The organism is Pseudomonas sp. RIT-PI-AD (genome assembly GCF_025642785.1).
Taxonomy (GTDB): Bacteria; Pseudomonadota; Gammaproteobacteria; order Pseudomonadales; family Pseudomonadaceae; genus Pseudomonas_T.
In genome coordinates this window covers 98,357-117,448 of sequence record NZ_JANZKU010000010.1, presented here as the reverse complement: position 1 = coordinate 117,448, position 19,092 = coordinate 98,357, and the positions used below count along the sequence as shown (strand labels likewise).

The window sequence follows — 19,092 nt, the reverse complement described above, 5'->3', positions numbered from 1 at the left end:
CGGTTTAGGCTCAGTTTTCCAGCGTCGCTTCCAGGGTGATGTCCGCGTTCAGCACCTTGCTGACCGGGCAGCCGGTCTTCGCCGCGTCCACCGCCTGCTGGAACTTCTCCCGATCGGCGCCGGGAATCTTGGCCACCAGGGTCAGGTGCACCGCGGTGATGGTGAAACCCTCGGCATCCTTCTCCAGGGTCACTTCGGCCTTGGTGTCGATGCTCTGCGCGGTCATGCCGGCCTCGCCCAGTTGCAGGGACAGGGCCATGGAGAAGCAGCCGGCATGGGCGGCGCCGATCAGTTCCTCGGGGTTGGTCCCGGGCTGGCCCTCGAAACGGGTATTGAAGCCGTAGGGATTGCTCTTCAATGCGCCGCTCTGAGTGGAAATCGTGCCCTTGCCGTCCTTGATGCCGCCTTCCCAATGAGCGGTTGCGGTTTTCTTGATCGCCATGCGGTTTCTCCTTATGTACATGAGTCGTTCAGAGTGAGAGGAAGGTTGCGCCGATAAGTTCGGCGCCCCGGACCGACCGCTCGCCTCAGTGCCGCAGGCTGGCCAGGATGTCGAAGGCGCGCAGGCGATCGGCGTGTTCGTAGAGGTCGCAGGTGAAGATCAACTCGTCGGCCTCGGTCTGCTCCAGCAGGACCTCCAGCTTGGCGCGGATCTTCTCCGGGCCGCCGATCATCGCCAGGGCGAGGAAGCTGCCCACCGCCTCTTTCTCATGGGGCAGCCAGCGGCCGGCCATGCTCTCCACCGGCGGCCGCAGCACCAGGCTTTCGCCGCGCATCAGGGCGAGGATGCGCTGGTAGACGCTGGTGGCGAGGTGTTCCGCCTCTTCGTCGGTGGGCGCCGCCACCAGGGGCACGCCGAGCATCACGTAGGGCTTGTCGAGGGTCGCCGAAGGCTTGAAGTGATTGCGATAGACGCGGATCGCCTCATGCATGTAACGCGGCGCGAAGTGCGAGGCGAAGGCGTAGGGCAGGCCTTTCTCGCCGGCCAGCTGCGCGCTGAACAGGCTCGAGCCGAGCAGCCAGATGGGCACGCCGGTATCGACGCCGGGCATGGCGATCACCCGCTGCCCCGGCTGCCGCGGGCCGAGCAGGGCTTGCAGCTCCTCGACGTCCTGGGGGAAGTCGTCGGCGCTGCCCGACCGCTCGCGGCGCAGGGCCCGCGCGGTGGCCTGGTCGGCACCGGGCGCCCGGCCCAGGCCGAGTTCGATGCGGCCGGGATAGAGGGTGGCGAGGGTGCCGAACTGCTCGGCGATCACCAGCGGCGCGTGGTTGGGCAGCATGACGCCGCCCGAGCCCAGGCGCAGGCGGTGGGTGCCGGCGGCCAGGTAACCCAGCAACACGGAGGTGGCCGAGCTGGCGATGCCGTCCATGTTGTGGTGCTCGGCGACCCAGTAGCGGCTGAAGCCAAGCTTCTCCACGTGCTGGGCCAGGGCCAGGGAGTTGTGCATGGCTTGCGCCGGGCCACCGTCGTCGCGGATCGGGGCCAGGTCGAGAACGGAAAACGGGGTATCGGTCAGGCGTTTCATGGGCGAGCTCCTCGAGTCATTCCTTCCACATGGGGCCGCGGCGGGAAAAGGCAATGCCCGGATCCGTCGGAGAGAGCGGTCGTGGCGAAAGCGCGCCGTCGACGAACACCGCATTGGGGGAGGCACGGCGCCCCCGCTGGCGCTGCAACCGCCTGATCGACAAGCGTTTATCCGTCCGGCGCACGGCGTGGGCCGACGACGTGGCGCGCCACTTTTTCGCAGGCATGAAAAAGCCGGCATCACTCCCATGATCCCGGCTCGGTGCCGCGCGTATCAGTGACGCTGGTAGACGATTTCCTTGGTGCCCGCTTCGCAGGTACCCACCACCTTCTTGTCGCCACCGGTGCCTTTGTCGACGATTTCCAGCGTATAGGACGATGCGCCATTCGCCTTGATCTTGGCTTCGATTTCGGACTTCAACTCTTCACAGGGTTTGGCGGCTGCCAGGGCGGAACCGGCCATGCAAAACAAGCCCACCGCCATCAGTACCTTCTTCATGGATAACGCTCCCTCGTTCACAACACATGTCTGCGTGTGCAGACGGTAAGGCGCTGCGTCGCAGACGCTCGCCACAGCCCGTTCGCTCCGCCGCCGTCAAGGATCGGCTGGCGGAGCGCGCGGATCAGCTGTTGACGATGCGGAAGCCCACTTTCAGGGTGACCTGATAATGCGCGACCGCGCCGTTCTGGATGTGGCCCCGGGTCTCGGTGACTTCGAACCACTCCATGTTCTGGATGCTCTTGGAGGCTTCGGCCAGTGCGTTGCCGATGGCCTCCTCGATGCTGGTCTCGGACGATCCGACCAGTTCGACTTTCTTGTACGTGTGGTGATCCGACATGGGTGTTCTCCTCAGACAGATGGGGATGCGGCGCTGACCGCTGGTACTGTTGAGTCCGAAAAACCGTCGGATAAGTTCAGCTGAGGATAGCCGCACTTTCCAGTGCGGGCGCAGTCCCACTCTTCACCACCCCTTACCGGTAAGGAGAAGCCTGATGGCACTGTTCAATTCTCGGAAAAAATCCCTGCACAGCATCGAAGCGGAAATCGAAAACCTGATTTCGACCCTGGATAGCCTCAAGGGCGACGCCACCGACGAGTCGCGCAAGTCGCTCAAGGTGCTCAAGGCGAGCGCCGAACGCGCCCTCGGCCACTCGCGCAATCTGCTCAGCGACACCTATGAAGAGGTCAAGGAAAGGACCTACCAGGCCGGTGCCGCGACCTGCGACTACTCCCGCCAGCATCCGCTGGCCGCCGCGGGCATGGCCCTGGGCGCCGCCGCATTGATCGGCTACCTGTTCTTCCGCGACAGCGAATGACCCCTCGCGGCTCCGCGCCGCGATCCCCACTGCCGACCGCCCTCCCGGGCGATCGGCAAGGTCGAGCATTCCCGCCCGCCTGCGGTCCCGCCCACGGGGCCGCTCAGGCGGCGGGTTCGACCTGCCCCTCCGCCAGTTCGTCGGCCAACCAGCGCGCCAGCCGCTGCGCCTCAGCGCCGGCTCTTTCCGTCCGCTGACTCGGCACCCACAACGCCAGCCGCGCGTGCGTTTCCACGAAGCCCCAAGGCGCTTCCAGTCGTCCGCTCTTCAACTCGTCGGCCACCAGGAGCTGCGGTGCCACCGCGATGCCCTGGCCTGCGATGGCGGCTTCCAGCGAGTAATAGAGGTGTTCGAATCCCTGACCGAGGCTCAGGCGATCCTCCGCCAGCCCCTGCGCGGCGACCCATTGGGGCCAGGCCTGGGGCCGCGACAGGGTGTGCAACAGGGGCTCGTCGAGCAATTCGCTCGCCGAGGCCCGCTGCAAGTCGGCGAAGCGCGGATGCCGCGGCGACACCACCGGGCCGATCCGCTCCATCGCCAGCTCGTACACTCGCACGTCCGCCGGCCAGGGTGGTGCGGCGAAGCACAGCAACGCATCCAGGCCGGGCCGCCGGGGATCGAGTTCGCCCTCGCTGGCGGACAGCTGCAGGCGCAGCCCGGGCAGGTCGCGCTGCAGGCGATCCAGCCGCGGGATGAACCAGCGCGCCAGCAGGCTGCCGGGGCAGGCCACGACGAAGGACGCCTCCCCGGCATCGCGGCGTAATTCGCCGCAGAGCAGGGCGAGACGGTCGAAGGCCTCGCCGGCGGCATCGCGCAGGCGCACACCGGCATCGGTGAGTTTTATGCCTCGACCTTCCTTGCCGAGCAGGGTTACCCCCAGGCGGTCCTCCAGCGCCCGTAGCTGCCGGCTGACCGCGCCATGGGTGACGTGCAGCTCGTCGGCGGCACGGGTCACGCTGAGCAGGCGGGCGGTGGCCTCGAAGGCGCGCAAGGCGTTCAGCGGCGGAAGGTCGCGGCTCATATCGGTGAGTTTTCCTGACGGATTTCGGCGATCTTATCGCTTTTCATCGGCGCCCGCCGCGGTAGGATGGGCCCAATCCGACGGCGCAGCGACGCGCTGCGCCGAGGCACCTTTCGACGGTGTCGCCCGGGCCCTGGCCCGCGCGGCCCCACCGACCCGCAGGAGTCACCATGAGCTCATTCCGCAACGGCCCCGACGCCAATGGCCTGTTCGGCACCTTCGGCGGCCAGTACGTCGCCGAGACGCTGATGCCGCTGATCCACGATCTCGCCGCCGAATACGAGAAGGCCAAGCAGGACCCGGCTTTCGCTAAGGAGCTGGCCTACTTCCAGCGCGACTACGTCGGCCGGCCGAGCCCGCTGTATTTCGCCGAACGCCTGACCGAGCACTGCGGCGGGGCGAAGATCTACCTCAAGCGCGAAGAGCTGAACCACACCGGCGCGCACAAGATCAACAATTGCATCGGCCAGATCCTCCTGGCCCGGCGGATGGGCAAGCGACGCATCATCGCCGAGACCGGCGCCGGCATGCACGGCGTGGCCACCGCCACCGTGGCCGCGCGCTTCGGCCTGCAGTGCGTGATCTACATGGGCACCACCGACATCGATCGGCAGCAGGCCAACGTGTTCCGCATGAAACTGCTGGGCGCCGAGGTGATTCCGGTCACCGCCGGCACCGGCACCCTGAAGGACGCGATGAACGAAGCCCTGCGCGACTGGGTGACCAACGTCGACTCCACTTTCTACCTGATCGGCACCGTCGCCGGCCCGCACCCCTACCCGGCCATGGTGCGTGACTTCCAGGCGGTGATCGGCAGCGAGACCCGCGACCAGATGCACGCCCAGGAAGGCCGCCTGCCGGACTCCCTGGTCGCCTGCATCGGCGGCGGCTCCAACGCCATGGGCCTGTTCCACCCCTTCCTCGACGACGAGAGCGTGAAGATCATCGGCGTCGAGGCGGCCGGCCACGGCATCGAGACCGGCCAGCACGCGGCCAGCCTGAACGGCGGCGTGCCCGGCGTGCTGCACGGCAACCGCACCTTCCTGCTGCAGAACGAAGACGGCCAGATCATCGACGCCCACTCGATCTCCGCCGGCCTCGACTACCCCGGCATCGGCCCCGAGCACGCCTGGCTGCACGACGTCGGCCGCGTCGAGTACACCTCGATCACCGACAAGGAAGCCCTCGCCGCCTTCCACACATGCTGCCGCCTGGAGGGCATCATCCCGGCCCTGGAAAGCGCCCATGCCCTCGCCGAAGTGTTCAAGCGCGCCCCCGGCCTGCCCAAGGATCACCTGATGGTGGTCAACCTCTCGGGCCGCGGCGACAAGGACATGCAAACCGTCATGCACCACTACGACGAACAGGAAGAACACCTATGAGCCGCCTGCAGAGCCGCTTCGCCGAGCTGAAGCAAGAGGGCCGCGCCGCCCTGGTCACCTTCGTCACCGCCGGCGACCCGGACTGCGCCACCTCCCTGGCGATCCTCAAGGGCCTGCCCGGCGCCGGCGCCGACGTGATCGAACTGGGCATGCCCTTCACCGACCCCATGGCCGATGGCCCGGCGATCCAGCTGGCCAACATCCGCGCCCTGGCCGGCCGGCAGGACCTGGCGAAGACGCTGCGGATGGTCCGCGAATTCCGCGAAGGCGAGCAGCGCACGCCGCTGGTGCTGATGGGCTACTTCAACCCGATCCACAAGTATGGTGTCGAACGCTTCATCGCCGACGCCAAGGCGGCCGGCGTCGACGGCCTGATCGTCGTCGACCTGCCGCCGGAACATAACCGCGACCTGTGCGACCCGGCCCAGGCCGCCGGCCTCGACTTCATCCGCCTGACCACCCCGACCACCGACGACAAGCGCCTGCCCAAGGTGCTGAACGGCAGCTCCGGCTTCGTCTACTACGTCTCGGTGGCCGGCGTGACCGGCGCCGGGTCGGCGACCCTGGAGCACGTCGAGCAGGCGGTGGCGCGCCTCAAGCGCCACACCGACCTGCCGATCGCCATCGGCTTCGGCATCCGCACCCCGGACCACGCGGCGACCATCGCCCGCCTGGCCGACGGCGTAGTGGTGGGCTCGGCGCTGATCGACCGGATCGCCCAGGCGGCGACCCCGGCGCAAGCGGTGCAGGACGTGCTCGACCTGTGCTCGGCCCTGTCCGAAGGCGTCCGCAGCGCCCGCCGCTGATCGCCCCTACCGCACGGGCGATTTCCAAACCGTAGGGTGGAAAACCGCGAAGCGTTTTCCACGCAGTAGCCCGAGCACTCGTTTCAGCGCCCAGGTCGCCTGCCGCTTCGTCGGTGGGAAAGCGGAGCGTTTCCCACCCTACGGCTACCGGCCCGCACGGGCGATCCCGAGCCGTAGGGTGGAAAACCGCGAAGCGTTTTCCACGCGATAGCCCGCGCACTCGTTCCAGCACCCAGGTCGCCTGCCGCTTCGCCGGTGGGAAAGCGGAGCGTTTCCCACCCTACGGCCGCCCGGCCCGCGCGGGCGATCCCCAAGCAGTAGGGTGGAAAACCGCGAAGCGTTTTCCACGCAGTAGCCCGTGCGCTCCTTCCAGCGCCCAGGTCGCCCGCCGCTTCGCCGGTGGGAAAGCGGAGCGTTTCCCACCCTACGGCTACCGGCCCGCGCAGGCGATCCCGAGCCGTAGGGTGGAAAACCGCGAAGCGTTTTCCACGCGGCGGCCCAGGTCGGTCTCGCGACCCAGGTCGCCCGGAGCCGAGGTCGCGCCGACAGGCATTTCCAAACGGCCCGCCACGCCCGTACACTTGCGACAAATTCTTATTCGCAATATTTCCAGGAGGCGGGATGTCCAGAGTGTGTCCCGATACCGCATGCCATGCGCAACTGGACGCGCTCTACCGGGGTCATCACGGTTGGTTGCAAGGCTGGCTGCGTCAGCGCCTGGCGTGTCGCGCCGATGCCGCCGACCTGGCCCAGGACACCTTCGTCCGCGTGTTGCTCGCCCGCACCGCGGGTAGTCTGCACGAGCCGCGGCATTACCTGGCGACCATCGCCCGCGGCCTGGTCATCGACCTCTACCGGCGCCGCAGCCTGGAAACGGCCTACCTCGACGCCCTGGCCGCGCGTCCCGAGTTGTACGAACCTTCCGCCGAAGTGCGCGCGCTGATCCTCGACAGCCTGATGGCCATCGATCGCCTGCTCGACGGCCTGGGCGCGCGCACCCGGGCGATCTTCCTCGCCGTGCAACTCGACGGGCTCAGCTACGAGAAGGCCGCCGCCCAGGTCGGTGTGTCGGTCACCACCGTGCGCAAGCACCTCGCCCGGGCGCTGCTGCATTGCCTGCTGCTCGACGACGCATGAAGGCGATACTCGCCGAAGCGGTGGACTGGTACGTGCGCCTGCACGACAGCGACGCCACCGAGGCCACCCGCGTCGACTGGCGGAACTGGCTGTCCGCGGACCGCCGCCACGCCGAGGCCTGGGCCCGCCTGGAGCAGTTGCAGCATCGGCTCGGGCAGGCGCCGGCGGGCACGGCGCATACCCTGAAAAGCGCGCGACGCAGTCGGCGCGGCGCCTTGAAGGTCCTGGCGCTGCTGCTGGGCGTCGGCCTGGCCGGCTGGCAGGGCTACCGGGCCTCGCCCTGGAGCGCCGACTATGCCACCCGCGTCGGGCAGCGCCGCCGGCTGACCCTGGCCGATGGCAGCCGGCTCGACCTCAACACCGATACCCAGGTCGATGTCCGCTTCGATGCGAACCAGCGCCTGATCCAGCTGCGCCGCGGCGAAATCCTCGTGGAAACCGCCAAAGATGCCCGGCCGCTGAGCGTGCGGACCGCCGAGGGCCGCATCCTCGCCCTCGGCACCCGCTTCGGCGTACGCCAGGAGGACGGCCTGAGCCGCGTCGCGGTGGCCGCCCATGCCGTCGAGGTGCGCCCGGACCAGGCGCCGGGCCGGGTCGTCCGGGTGGACGCCGGCCAGAGCTTGGCGTTCACCGCCGACCACCCCGGCCCGCTGCGCCCCATGGCGCCCGATGCGCAGGCCTGGACGCACGGCATGCTGGTGGCGGTGGACTGGCGCCTGGCCGACCTGGTCGCCGAGCTGTCGCGCTACCGGCCCGGCTACCTCGGCTGCGCCGAGCAGGTCGGCGGACTGCGCCTGTCGGGGGCCTTCGCCCTGGACGACAGCGACGCCGCGCTGGCCAACCTGGAGGACTCGCTGCCGGTGCGGGTTCGCCGCCTGACGCCCTATTGGGTGCGGGTGGAAGCCCGCGGGGCCTGACTCAGGGACATTTTTCGCGAGGGGGGTGACAGATTTCCGCTTCCGCTTCGGCTCCACCCTGAACGGCGCATCAGACGCCCGCCCCATGCCATCCCGAACAGGAGCCCCCATGTCACCGCGTCCCCACCGCCTCACCCGGCGCATCCGCTTCTCCGCCCTCGCCCTGGGCCTTTCCGGCCCGCTATTGCTGGCGGCCGCGCCCGCCCCCGCGTGGGCGCAGACGCTGAGCTACGACATTCCCGCCGGCGACCTGGGAGCCGCCCTCAGTCGCTTCGCCGCCGCCAGCGGCGTGACGATCAGCTTCGGCGCCGAGGAGACCGCGGGCCTGCGCTCGCCCGGGCTGCGCGGCGACTACGCGCTGGACCAGGGCTTCGCCCACCTGCTGCAGGGCAGCGGCATGCAGGTCCGCCAGGCCGGCGAGACGCGCTACGTGCTGGTCAAGCCGCAGCCGGGCGACGCGCTGGAACTGGGCGCCACCACCGTCAGCGCGAACGGGCTGGGCGCCACCACCGAGGGCAGCCGCTCCTACACCACCGGCGCGATGCAGACGGCGACCAAGCTGCCGCTGTCGATCCGCGAAACGCCCCAGGCGGTGACGGTGATCACCCGACAGCGCATCGAAGACCAGGGGCTGAGCAACCTCAACGAAGTGGTGCAGAACACCCCGGGGTTGATCCTGCGGCGCCACGGCCCGGAGCGCTCGACCTACCATTCCCGCGGGTTCTCGGTCGACAACATCCTGTACGACGGCCTGCCCACCAGCCTCGACAGCTCCTGGCTGTCCCAGGACCTGCTCGCCGCGGACATGGCGATCTACGACCGGGTCGAGGTGGTGCGCGGCTCCACCGGCCTGATGCAAGGCGCCGGCAGCCCCTCGGCGGCGATCAACCTGGTGCGCAAGCGCCCCACCCGGGATTTCCAGGCCAGCCTGCAGGGCAGCGCCGGCAGCTGGGACCGCTACCGCACCGAGGTGGACGCCTCGGGGCCGCTCACCGACAGCGGCAACCTGCGCGGCCGGGTGGTGACCGCCTACCAGAACCAGAACAGCTTCCGCGACGTCGCGGAGAACGAGCGCGGCCTGTTCTACGGCATCCTCGAAGCCGACCTGAACGACAGCACCACCCTCACCCTCAGCGCCTCGCACCAGAACGACAACTACAACGGCAACGGCTGGACCGGGGTGCCCGTCGACTTCGACGGCGGCGACCTGCACCTCTCCCGCTCGACCTCCCTGAGCAACGACTGGGAATACTGGGACAGGACCACCACCACGGCCTTCGCCGGGCTCGAACACGCGCTGGACAGCGGCTGGAAACTCAACCTGTCGGCGCAGCGGACCTGGTCGGCCCTGGACATGCTGGGTACCTACCCGAGCGTCAACGTCAGCACCCGGACGATCAACCAGATGGTCGGCATGGGCGAGTACCGCGAGCGGCAGAACAGCTTCGACCTGTACGCGAGCGGCCCCTTCAGCCTGCTGGGGCGGGAGCACCAACTGGTGCTCGGCGCCAGCCACCGGACCGTGACGTTCGAGGGCGACGTGGCGACGAACCGCCTGCTGGCCAGCGCCATCGACGTCCACCACTGGGATTCCGGCGCCCTCGCCAAGCCGGCCAAACCCGACCTGTACGACTGGCTGGACTCCGACGCCGAACAGACCGGCGTCTACGCCACCACCCGCCTGAGCCTGGCCGATCCGCTCAAGCTGATCCTCGGCGGCCGGCTCGACTGGTACGAGCTGGACAGCGTATACCCCTACCTCAACAGGCCGACGCCGCCGACCCTGAAGATCACCCGCAACGTCACCCGCTACGCGGGGCTGATCTACGACCTGAACGACACCCATTCGGTGTACGTCAGCTACACCGACATCTTCAAGCCGCAGAACTACTTCGACGGCAGCGGCAACCCGATCCAGCCCATCACCGGCAAGAACTACGAGGTGGGCCTCAAGGGCGAATACTTCGACGGCGCGCTCAATGCGTCCCTGGCGATCTTCCAGATCGACCAGGAAAACCGCGCCAAGAAGCTCGACGACCAGTCGAGCTGCGCCAGCTACCCCACCACCAGTTGCTACGAGGCCGCCGGCAAGGTGCGCAGCAAGGGCATCGAGCTGGAACTGCAAGGCGCGCTGACGCCGGACTGGCAACTGGCGGCCGGCTACACCTTCGCCGAGGTCAAGTACGTGAAGGATGCGACCAAGGCCAACGAGGGCCAGTTGTTCGACACCGACATCCCGCGCCACCTGTTCAAGCTCTCGACCACCTACACCCTGCCCGGCGAGCTCTCGCGCTGGCGCGTGGGCGGCGCGCTGTACCGGCAGAACAGCATCTACAACCGGAGCGCCACCTACTCCATCGAGCAGGAGGCTTATTCGCTGGTGGACCTGATGCTCGGCTACAAACCCACCGACCGGATCGACGCGCGGCTGAACCTGAACAACGCCTTCGACAAGAAGTACTACAACGTCATCAGCTCCTCGGTGAGCACCCCGAGCAGCGTCTACGGCGAACCGCGCAACCTGACGTTGTCGGTGAAATACGACTTCTGAGCCCCTGCCGCGCGCGCCAGGGTCCAGCCCGTGCGCCCCCGGTGGGAAAGCGGAGCGTTTCCCACCCTACGGTTGGGTCGCCACCGCAAGGGCGCGGTCCGCACATTCGCCGTAGGGTGGAAAACCGCGAAGCGTTTTCCACGGGGTGGCCGCGAGCTGGACCGCTGCATCCGCGCTGCCCGATACCCCGCCGGTGGGAAAGCGGGGCGTTTCCCACCCTACGCCTGGATCACCACCGCCAGGGCGCGGTTCGGCCATTCGCCGTAGGGTGGAAAACCGCGAAGCGTTTTCCACGGGGTGACCGCGAGCCTGGACCGCTGCATCCGCGCTGTCCGATGCCCCGCCGGTGGGAAAGCGGAGCGTTTCCCACCCTACGCCTGGGTCGCCACCGCAAGGGCACGGTTCGGCCATTCGCCGTAGGGTGGAAAACCGCGAAGCGTTTTCCACGCGGCGGCCGCGAGCTGGATCGCTGCATCCGCGCCGCCCGATACCCCGCCGGTGGGAAAGCGGAGCGTTTCCCACCCTACGCCTGGGTCGCCACCGCCAGGGCACGGTCCGGGCATTCGCCGTAGGGTGGAAAACCGCGCAGCGTTTTCCACGCGGTGACCGCGAGCTGGATCGCTGCATCCATGCCGCCCGATACCCCGCCGGTGGGAAAGCGGGGCGTTTCCCACCCTACGGCTGGATCACCACCGCAAGGGCATGGTCCGGCCATTCGGGATCCGCCGTGCCTCGGCGAACGCGGGCGCCGCGGTCAGCTGGCGGGGGCCGCGCGCGCCGCCAGGTTTTTCTGCAGCTTGTAGCTCTTCGCGGCGTCCGGGATCGGCGTGACCTTGCCGGTTTCCAGCCAGCGGCGCAGGCGGGTGGCGTCGGCCATGTGGGTGTACTTGCCGAAGGCGTCCAGTACCACGAAGGCCACCGGCCGCTTGGCCATTTCGGTGCGCATCACCAGGCAGTGTCCGGCCTTGTCGGTGTAGCCGGTCTTGGTCAGCTGGATGTTCCAGTCGTCCTTCTGCACCAAGTGGTTGGTGTTGCGGAAGCCCAGGGTATAGGCCGGCTTGCGGAAGGCCACGGTCTGCTCGCGGGTGGTGCTGAACTTCTCGATCAACGGGTACTGGCGGCTGGCCTTGAGCAACAGCAGCAGGTCGTGGGCGCTGGAGACGTTCTGCTCGGACAGCCCGGTGGGCTCGACGTAGCGGGTGTGGCGCATGCCCAGGGCCTTGGCCTTGGCGTTCATCGCCGCGACGAAGGCCGGCGTGCCGCCCGGGTAGTGGTGGGCGAGGCTGGCGGCGGCGCGGTTTTCCGAGGACATCAGCATCAGCAGGAGCATCTCGCGACGGCTGATCTCGCTGCCGATGCGCACCCGCGAGGCGACGCCGCGCATCTGGCTGACGTCGCTGACGAACACCGGCAGCGATTCGTCCAGGGCCTGGCCGGCATCGAGGGCGACCATGGCGGACATCAGCTTGGTCACCGAGGCGATCGGCACCACCAGGTCGGGGTTGCTGGAGTAGAGGGTCTGGCCGGTCTGCAGGTCGACCAGCAGCGCGCTGCCGGAAGCGAGTTCCTGGACCGGCGCCACGGTCGCGGCGCGTTTCTCGGCGGCAGCGAGGTCGCCGGCGAAGGCCAGCGCGGCGCACAGGCAGATATTCAGGATCGGGCGGGACACATTCACGACGATCACCTGGAGAAAAAAGATCGATGAAAAGACGCCCGGCGCGACCCGCATGCACGAACAGGCGGGCTAACGGCGGGCGTCTGTAGGGAATTCCGGCGAATCGTCGCGGATCATACCCGCCCCGGTGCGACGGCGGGAACGCTTTCCCGGGGTCCGCGACCCGCCTATCCGACGGACGCGGCGGGGCTCAGGCCGGGGCCGTCGCCGGACCGTTGCGCAAGGCCGCCAGGTCCCTGAGCGGCGGCGCGCCGAACAGCCGGCTGTATTCGCGGCTGAATTGCGAGGGGCTGCCGTAGCCGACCCGGTGCCCCGCGAGGGAAGCCTCCAGCCCTTCCGAGAGCATCAGCCGCCGCGCCTCCTGCAAGCGCAGCTGCTTCTGGTATTGCAAGGGGCTGAGGGCGGTGAGCGCCTTGAACCGGTGGTGCAGGGTCGACACGCTGAGGTTCACCCGGCGCGCCAGGTCCTCGATGCGCAGCGGCTGGCCGTAGTGATCGTTCAACCACTCGATGGCGCGGGTCACCCGGTAGGCCTGGCTGTCGCCCATGGCGATGTCGTGCAGCAGGTGCCCCTGAGGCCCGCGCAACACCCGGTAGAAGATTTCCCGGATCACCAGCGGCGCCAGCATCGGTACGTCCGCGGGCGCCTCCAGCAGGCGCAACAGGCGCAGCACCGCGTCCAGCAGCGACTCGTCCAGCCGCTGCACGTAGAGGCCGCGTCCCTGGGGTCGTTGCGCCGCGCCGGACAGCCCGGCGTCGGCGATCAGCCGAGCGATTTCGCCGGGGTCGAGGGTCAGCCGCAGGCACAGGTAGGGGCGCTCAGGCGAGGCCTCGATCACCTGCCCGCAGACCGGCAGGGCCACCGAGACCAGGAGGAAATGCAGCGGATCGTAGCGGTAGCGTTCGGTGCCCAGGTACAGGTCCTTGCCGCCCTGGGCGATCAGGCACAGCGCCGGCTCGTGGACGCCGTGCATTCGCTGGGTCGGCGCATCGCAGCGGATCAGGGTCAGGGGCTCCACCGCGGTGTCGTGGAAGCCTTCCTGGGGGCAATGGCGGCTTATCCGCTCGGTCAGTTCGCGATGCCGCGCCGCTTCGGCGGCCTGCGCCGCCTGAACCTCTGTGTGCGTCATGGGAAGCCCTCGGCCGGTGCGAACCACCAGCTTAGCGGTTGCGGCCGCGGAAAGCCGCACCCCCCGCCATCGCCCGGCAGGATCGGGCAAGTTCGCGGGAGGATCGGGCAATTCTGCCCACGCGTACCGGCCCGGACGCCGAGCCTGCCGGCCTTCTCCGACGGATGCGGACGTCGGCGCGACAGAATCGGGCAAGAACGCGGCAGCAATCGCCTACCGCCTGGCCGGTCGCGACCCCTAGGCTGAACCCATGGCGACGCACCGGGCGTCGCCTCTGCGGGGGAAGGCGAACATGAACGAACTCGACGGCAAGGTAGTGGCCATCACCGGCGCCAGCAGCGGGATCGGCGAGGCCACCGCGCGCTGGCTCGCCCGCCGCGGTGCCCGCCTGGTGCTCGGCGCGCGCCGCGAAGAACGCCTGCGGACGCTGGCCGAGGCGATCCGCGCGGACGGCGGCGAAGCGGATTACCAGGCGCTGGACGTGACCCGGCGGGAGCAGGTGCAGGAATTCGTCGACTTCGCCACGCGGCGTTTCGGCCGCCTCGACGTGCTGGTGAACAACGCCGGGGTGATGCCCCTGTCGCGCCTGGACGCGGGGCGGGTGGACGAGTGGCAACGGATGATCGACGTCAACCTGATGGGGGTGCTCTACGGCATCGCCGCCGCATTGCCGCTGATGCAGCGCCAGGGCAGCGGCCAGTTCGTCAACCTGGCGTCCATCGGCGCCCACGCGGTGAGCCCGACCGCGGCCGTGTACTGCGCCACCAAGTTCGCCGTGCGCGCCTTGTCGGAGGGCTTGCGCCAGGAGGTCGGCGAGGCCATCCGGGTCAGCGTGATCTCTCCCGGGGTGACCACCTCGGAGCTGGCCGAGAGCATTTCCGATCCGACCGGACGCGAGGCCATGCGCGCCTTCCGGCGGATCGCCATGCCGGCCGAGGCGGTGGCCCGCGCCATCGCCTACGCCATCGAGCAACCGCCGGAGGTGGACGTCAGCGAAGTCATCGTGCGGCCCACCGCCAGCCCTTTCTGAGGTTTCCCATGGGCATCGAACAGTACCTGAGCGGCCGTGGCCGGCCGGGCCACGAAGCGGCCATCGCCGCCCTGCTGCAACGCCTGGCGCGGCTGTCCCGGGACGTGCCCGGCTGCCTGGAATGCGAGCTGCACCTGCCCGACGCCGGCCGAGCCGAATGGTGGCTGCGCGCGAACTGGGCGAGCGCCACGGCGCTGTGGCGGGCGACGGCGACCGCCGCGCCGCTGCTGGACGAACTGCTGCGCGACCATTGCCTGCACCTGCGCGCCGGCACCACTGCGGAGGCCTGCTGAACGGACCCGCGCCGCGCGGCCAAAAACCGGCGGCTCGGGCGCCTGGACTCGCGGGCTGTCGCGGCGCATTTCCACCGGTTGCGGGGCGACCCGCGCCTGGTCAACCGGGCCTTTCGGATAGCGGCGCCGCGCTTTTCCGCCTCAGTACTCCACGCGCCAACCCAGGGTGAAGGTGCGCCCGCGGCCTTGGTAGTCATACAGATAGGCCGGCCCGAAGGTCGGCGAATAGAACAAGGTCGCGCGTTGCCCCCAGACGGTGCTGTAGTGCTTGTCCAGCAGGTTCTGGATTCCCGCGCTGAAGGTGCCGAACCCGGTCTGGCGTTCGCCCATCAGGTCGAAGGTGGTGTAGCCATCGATTTCGTGGTCGGCGTCGTCCTTCAGGCTGAAGGCGCGATTGGCCTGCAGCCGCGCGCTGTTCTGCCCGTCCCCCCAGCCGACGAAGGCGGTGGATTTGGAGAGCGACGCATAGCGGGCATCGCGCTTGATCCAGTCGCCATCGGCATCCTCTTCCTGGGAGCGCACCAGGTGCAGCGTGGTGCCGCCCTGCCAGCCGTTGTCGAAGTAACGGGTCAGCGCGCCCTCGAACCCGAAGTCGCGGCTCTTGTTGTCGATCACGTCGATGGTCAGGGTGGCCTGGTCGGTGGTGATCACCTTGTCGGACCAGATGTAGTACACCGCGGTTTGCGCCTGCCAGTGCGGGTCGGCATAGCGCCAGCCCAGTTCCACCTGGCGGCTCTTGATACCGGCCAGCGGGTTGTCGTCCACCGACAGGCCGGCCTTGCCGTAGTACTTGGCCGGATCGGGCAGGTCGAAGCCTTCGCTGTAGTTGCTCCACGCCTGGTGGCCGTTCTTGAAGTCGTAGATGGCGCCGAGGTTGTACAGGCTGACCTGGTAATCGTTGTCGCCGCCGGGGACGTTCTTGAAGTCGCTCACCTCGACGTCCATCTTCTGGTGCCGCGCGCCGCCGGAGACGGTCAGGCCGTCGGTGGCCTTCCAGTCCAGTTGGCCATAGGCCGACAGGCCGTCGACGACATAGCTGGGATAGCGCGGCGCGGTACTCAGGGTGCTCAGGTCCAGGCCGCCGCTTTCCGAAGAGATCAGTGAGTCGAAGGTCTTCTGTTCGGCGTTGAAGCGCTCGTGGTCGAGGTCCACGCCGTAGGTCAACTTGACGCGATCCCACTGCTTGCTGAACAGGCCCTTCAGGCCGCTGACCTCGAAGTTCTGCTGCGAGGCGGCGAAGTACACGCCTTTGCTGCCGACCGGGCCACCGCTGTTGTAGTAGGGAAACGGGTAGAAGTTGTCGTCTTCCTTGCGGTAGTAGGCCTGCAGGTAGAAGTCCTGGCCGAGCACATCGGCATGGTGGTAATTGGCGTTGAGCAACAGGCGGCGGGTGCGGGGTTCCAGGTCGGTATCCAGCCCGCTGCGGACCTCGGCATCGTCCAGGCTCGACGGCGCCTTGTCGTTCAGGTGTGGAAAGTAGATGCCCGTGCTGCCGTCGTTGCCCGAATCGTAATACTGCGCCAGCAGGTCGAGGCTCTGCGCGTCGCTGAGCTGCGCGGAAAGGTTGCCCATCACATCCAGGGTGCGGTTGTACTGCAGGTCGGTCTGGGTGTTATCGATGAAGATCTGCTCGCCGGCGCCGTCATAGAAGGCTTCGCTCTTTTCCGCCGACACGCCCAGGCGCGCGCTGATACGGTCGTTGCCGCCGCTCACCGACTGGGCCAGGCGGGTGGACAGGTCGTCGCTGTTGTTGAAACCGCTGCTGGCGCCCGCCTGCGTCTCGAAACGGGCCGCGCCGGCGGCCCCCTTCTTGGTGATGAGGTTGATGATGCCGCCGGTGGCGCCGCCGCCGTACAAGGCGCTGGCGCCGGACAGCACCTCGACGCGCTCGACGTTGAACGGCGAAATGCTGTCGAACTGGCGCGACAGACCTCGCGAGCTGTTCTGGCTGACCCCGTCGATCATCAGCAGCACGTTGCGCCCGCGCATGTTCTGGCCGTAATTGGTGCGGCCTTCCGGCGCCAGGTCGAGGCCCGGCACCAGCTTGCCCACCGCTTCCTTGAGGCTGACCCCGGTGTCGAGCTGTTCGCGCAATTGAGCCTGCTCCAGCACCCAGACAGTGCCGGGGATCGAGCCGATATCGGTGGGGGTGCGCGCCGCCACGCTGATTTGCGTCGAGGCCAGGTTGAGCGCGGCCTCCTCCGCGCGCGCCTGGGGCTGCAGCAGCACCGTACGCTCGTCGGTGAAGCGCCAGCTCATCCCGCTGCCGTCGAGCAGGCGGCGCAGCGCCTCGTCCGGGGTGTAGCGACCGTCCAGACCGCTGCTGCGCAGGCCCTGGATATCCTCGGAATTGAACAGCAGGTGCAGACCGGCCTGATCGGCGAACTGGGTCAGGGTGCTGTCCAGGCTGTGCGGCGCGATGTGCAACTCGACGGCGGCCTGCTCGGCGGCCATGGCCAGCGGACTGGCGCCAGCGATCAGCGAGGCGAGAAACAAACCGCGGTGCAGCGGAGAAGAAGGGTGAGCCATACGAGGGGTTCCGTGTCGGTTGGGCAGGGCGCGTTATTGGGAATTCTTCGCGTTCATGCCTACGACGAAACGACTTCGCGAACCTTGCAGTGCCGAAACGAAAAAAATTTCGACCCATCATCCGCCGGGCGCGGGGCGATGAGCACCGCCATGCCAGGCCCGGGTCGGCGCTGCCGGGGGCGCTATTCGCCCGGGCCGCGTGGAGCGGGCCGGATCAGCACCAGCCAAGGCAAGCGGGTGATCCTCACCGGTTGCAGGCGCTCCAGGGTCGTGAGCAGGGCGGCCGGGTCATCGAGGTCGAACACGCCGCTGACCCGATGCCGGCCGAGGTCGCGGTCGGTGAGCAGGATGCGCCCGGGCAGGTAGCGTTCCAGTTCGTCGAGCACCTCGCCCAGCGGGCGCCGATTGAAGATCAGCTTGCCGCGTTGCCAGGCGCTGGCGCTGTACAGGTCCAGCGGCTGCACCGCGCCGGGCGCGCCCCGCTCGCGATAGCTCAAGCGCTGCCCGGCCGCCAGGCTCACCGGCTGACCGCCGGCGCTGTCCACCTGGACCACGCCCTCGCTCACGTCCACCCGTACCCGCGGGCCCCGGCTATCGACGTCGAAGCGGGTGCCCACGGCGCGCACCCGGCCGCCGGCCGCCTCCACCACGAAGGGCCGCGCCGGGTCCTTGGCCACCTCGAAGAGCGCCTCGCCACGCAGCAGGCGCAGGCGCCGCAGCCCCGGGGAAAAGTCCTCGGACAGCGCGCTGTCGCTGTTGAGCCAGACGCGGCTGCCATCGGCCAGTTCGATCAGCCGACGCTCGCCGGTCTGGGTGCGGTAGTCGGCATACCCGCCGGGCCGCAACGTGGGTAACGCCAGGCCCACGGCGACGACCGCCAGGCAAGCCGCGATCGCCAGCGGCAGCCCGCGGCGCACGCGACCCGGGGCACCCTGCCGGTGACGCCGGGCGGCGCGGGTCCGCGGCAGCGCGTTCCACAGTGCCTCGGCCGTGGCGGCGGCATGCGCGTGGGCCGGGCTCTGCGCACGCCACTGGGCGAAGGCGGCATGCCGTTCGGCGTCGGCGCGTCCGGAATGCAGCTCCGCCAGGTGCTCGAGGGCCTGCTCTTCCAACGCGGCGAGCGACTGATGGCGGCTCATGGCACGCCCGCCTGCTGGCGTTGCCAGGCCAGGCAATGGCGCATGGCCTGGACGATGTATTTGCCCACCATGCTTTCCGATACGCCCAGACGCCGGGCGATCTGCGCATGGGTCAGGCCGTCCAGGCGATTGAGCAGCAGGGCGGTGCGCGCGTTGACCGGCAACTGGTCGAGCGCGGCGTCGAGCAGCTCCAGGCTTTCGTGGGCGAGCACGTGGGACTCCGGCGTGGCCAATGGGTCGCACAGCTCGTCGGCGGCGGTCGCCTCGACGTGCAGTTCGGCCAGGCGGCCTTCGCGACGCAGGTTGTCGATGGCCAGGTTGCCGGCTACCCGAAACAGATAGGCACGCGGGTCCAGCACATCGTTTTCATTGGGATGATCGGCCAGGCGCAGCCAGGTGTCCTGGGCCACGTCCGCCGCACGCTGGCGATCGCCCAGGCGCCGGGCGAGGAAGCGGAGAAGGTCCGCGTAGTGCACCTGGAAGCTCTGCAGGAGGGACGAAGAGGCGAAACGCCGCATATGACCGAGGACCCCTGGAAACCGGCCACATGGCGCGGCGTGCTGGAGAGGCCGGCCAGCATACAACGAATCGAGAATGATTATCGAAACACGGGGGGCTCGCGTCGAGCTTCTCGCCGGGGC

At 68.7% G+C, this 19,092-nt stretch carries 18 protein-coding genes; 8 read left to right on the top strand and 10 right to left on the bottom strand.

Annotation, left to right across the window (positions count from 1 at the left end; translation table 11 throughout):
* Positions 1–10 precede the first annotated feature (10 nt).
* The 4 genes from OGL92_RS11250 to OGL92_RS11235 all read right to left on the bottom strand — a co-directional run bounded on the left by OGL92_RS11250 (position 11) and on the right by OGL92_RS11235 (position 2,364).
* On the bottom strand, positions 11–436 hold the full coding sequence (locus OGL92_RS11250) for an OsmC family protein (RefSeq protein ID WP_346659496.1): 426 nt from the start codon (positions 434–436) through the stop codon (positions 11–13).
* Positions 437–527: 91 nt separating this feature from the next.
* Complete coding sequence (locus OGL92_RS11245; protein ID WP_263143691.1) at positions 528–1,526, bottom strand: LLM class flavin-dependent oxidoreductase; 999 nt, start codon at positions 1,524–1,526, stop codon at positions 528–530.
* A 273-nt stretch (positions 1,527–1,799) separates the two neighbouring features.
* On the bottom strand, positions 1,800–2,024 hold the full coding sequence (locus OGL92_RS11240; protein WP_263143690.1) for a DUF1161 domain-containing protein: 225 nt from the start codon (positions 2,022–2,024) through the stop codon (positions 1,800–1,802).
* Positions 2,025–2,148: 124 nt separating this feature from the next.
* Entirely contained in the window at positions 2,149–2,364 is a 216-nt protein-coding gene (locus OGL92_RS11235) for a dodecin (protein ID WP_263143689.1), read from the bottom strand.
* Between the two features lie 154 nt (positions 2,365–2,518).
* On the opposite strand from OGL92_RS11235, the gene OGL92_RS11230 reads away from it, so the two are divergent.
* Positions 2,519–2,842, top strand: coding sequence for a DUF883 family protein (locus OGL92_RS11230; RefSeq protein ID WP_263143688.1), 324 nt, complete (start codon positions 2,519–2,521; stop codon positions 2,840–2,842).
* A gap of 103 nt (positions 2,843–2,945) precedes the next feature.
* Here OGL92_RS11230 and OGL92_RS11225 read toward each other — a convergent pair whose 3' ends face one another.
* Complete coding sequence (locus tag OGL92_RS11225) at positions 2,946–3,863, bottom strand: LysR family transcriptional regulator (protein WP_263143687.1); 918 nt, start codon at positions 3,861–3,863, stop codon at positions 2,946–2,948.
* 170 nt (positions 3,864–4,033) lie between these two features.
* On the opposite strand from OGL92_RS11225, the gene trpB reads away from it, so the two are divergent.
* From trpB to OGL92_RS11200, 5 genes are all read left to right on the top strand, one after another.
* Positions 4,034–5,245: a tryptophan synthase subunit beta gene (trpB, locus tag OGL92_RS11220; protein WP_263143686.1), complete on the top strand. Its 1,212-nt coding sequence runs from the start codon at positions 4,034–4,036 to the stop codon at positions 5,243–5,245.
* Positions 5,242–6,051, top strand: coding sequence for a tryptophan synthase subunit alpha (gene trpA / locus OGL92_RS11215; protein ID WP_263143685.1), 810 nt, complete (start codon positions 5,242–5,244; stop codon positions 6,049–6,051). The genes trpB and trpA overlap by 4 nt, the downstream gene beginning before the upstream one ends.
* Positions 6,052–6,672: 621 nt before the next feature.
* Positions 6,673–7,188 carry a sigma-70 family RNA polymerase sigma factor gene (locus tag OGL92_RS11210; RefSeq protein ID WP_263143684.1) on the top strand — a complete coding sequence of 172 codons (516 nt, stop codon included), beginning with the start codon at positions 6,673–6,675 and terminating at the stop codon, positions 7,186–7,188.
* Positions 7,185–8,105: a FecR domain-containing protein gene (locus tag OGL92_RS11205; RefSeq protein ID WP_263143683.1), complete on the top strand. Its 921-nt coding sequence runs from the start codon at positions 7,185–7,187 to the stop codon at positions 8,103–8,105. The genes OGL92_RS11210 and OGL92_RS11205 overlap by 4 nt, the downstream gene beginning before the upstream one ends.
* 109 nt (positions 8,106–8,214) lie before the next feature.
* A complete protein-coding gene (locus OGL92_RS11200) occupies positions 8,215–10,656 on the top strand; it encodes a TonB-dependent receptor (protein ID WP_263143682.1) in 2,442 nt (813 codons plus the stop codon).
* Positions 10,657–11,410: 754 nt separating this feature from the next.
* On the opposite strand, the gene pbpG is transcribed toward OGL92_RS11200, so the two are convergent.
* Together pbpG and OGL92_RS11190 are read right to left on the bottom strand one after the other, a co-directional pair.
* The gene (pbpG, locus tag OGL92_RS11195) at positions 11,411–12,310 is read right to left on the bottom strand and encodes a D-alanyl-D-alanine endopeptidase (protein ID WP_263143739.1); all 900 of its coding nucleotides are present in this window, start codon (positions 12,308–12,310) and stop codon (positions 11,411–11,413) included.
* Positions 12,311–12,521: 211 nt separating this feature from the next.
* The gene (locus OGL92_RS11190) at positions 12,522–13,460 is read right to left on the bottom strand and encodes an AraC family transcriptional regulator (RefSeq protein WP_263143681.1); all 939 of its coding nucleotides are present in this window, start codon (positions 13,458–13,460) and stop codon (positions 12,522–12,524) included.
* Between the two features lie 292 nt (positions 13,461–13,752).
* Here OGL92_RS11190 and OGL92_RS11185 point away from each other — a divergent pair, with 292 nt between their 5' ends.
* Both OGL92_RS11185 and OGL92_RS11180 read left to right on the top strand, forming a co-directional pair.
* Positions 13,753–14,490: an SDR family oxidoreductase gene (locus OGL92_RS11185; RefSeq protein ID WP_263143680.1), complete on the top strand. Its 738-nt coding sequence runs from the start codon at positions 13,753–13,755 to the stop codon at positions 14,488–14,490.
* 8 nt (positions 14,491–14,498) lie between these two features.
* Entirely contained in the window at positions 14,499–14,783 is a 285-nt protein-coding gene (locus tag OGL92_RS11180; protein WP_263143679.1) for an antibiotic biosynthesis monooxygenase family protein, read from the top strand.
* A 141-nt stretch (positions 14,784–14,924) separates the two neighbouring features.
* Here the strand turns inward: OGL92_RS11180 and OGL92_RS11175 are convergent, their stop codons facing one another.
* From OGL92_RS11175 to OGL92_RS11165, 3 genes are all read right to left on the bottom strand, one after another.
* Positions 14,925–17,312: a TonB-dependent receptor gene (locus OGL92_RS11175; protein WP_263143678.1), complete on the bottom strand. Its 2,388-nt coding sequence runs from the start codon at positions 17,310–17,312 to the stop codon at positions 14,925–14,927.
* A 182-nt stretch (positions 17,313–17,494) separates the two neighbouring features.
* Positions 17,495–18,451, bottom strand: coding sequence for a FecR family protein (locus OGL92_RS11170; RefSeq protein WP_263143677.1), 957 nt, complete (start codon positions 18,449–18,451; stop codon positions 17,495–17,497).
* Positions 18,448–18,927, bottom strand: coding sequence for a sigma-70 family RNA polymerase sigma factor (locus OGL92_RS11165; protein WP_263143676.1), 480 nt, complete (start codon positions 18,925–18,927; stop codon positions 18,448–18,450). Before OGL92_RS11165 ends, OGL92_RS11170 begins: the two co-directional genes overlap by 4 nt.
* Positions 18,928–19,092: the final 165 nt, after the last annotated feature.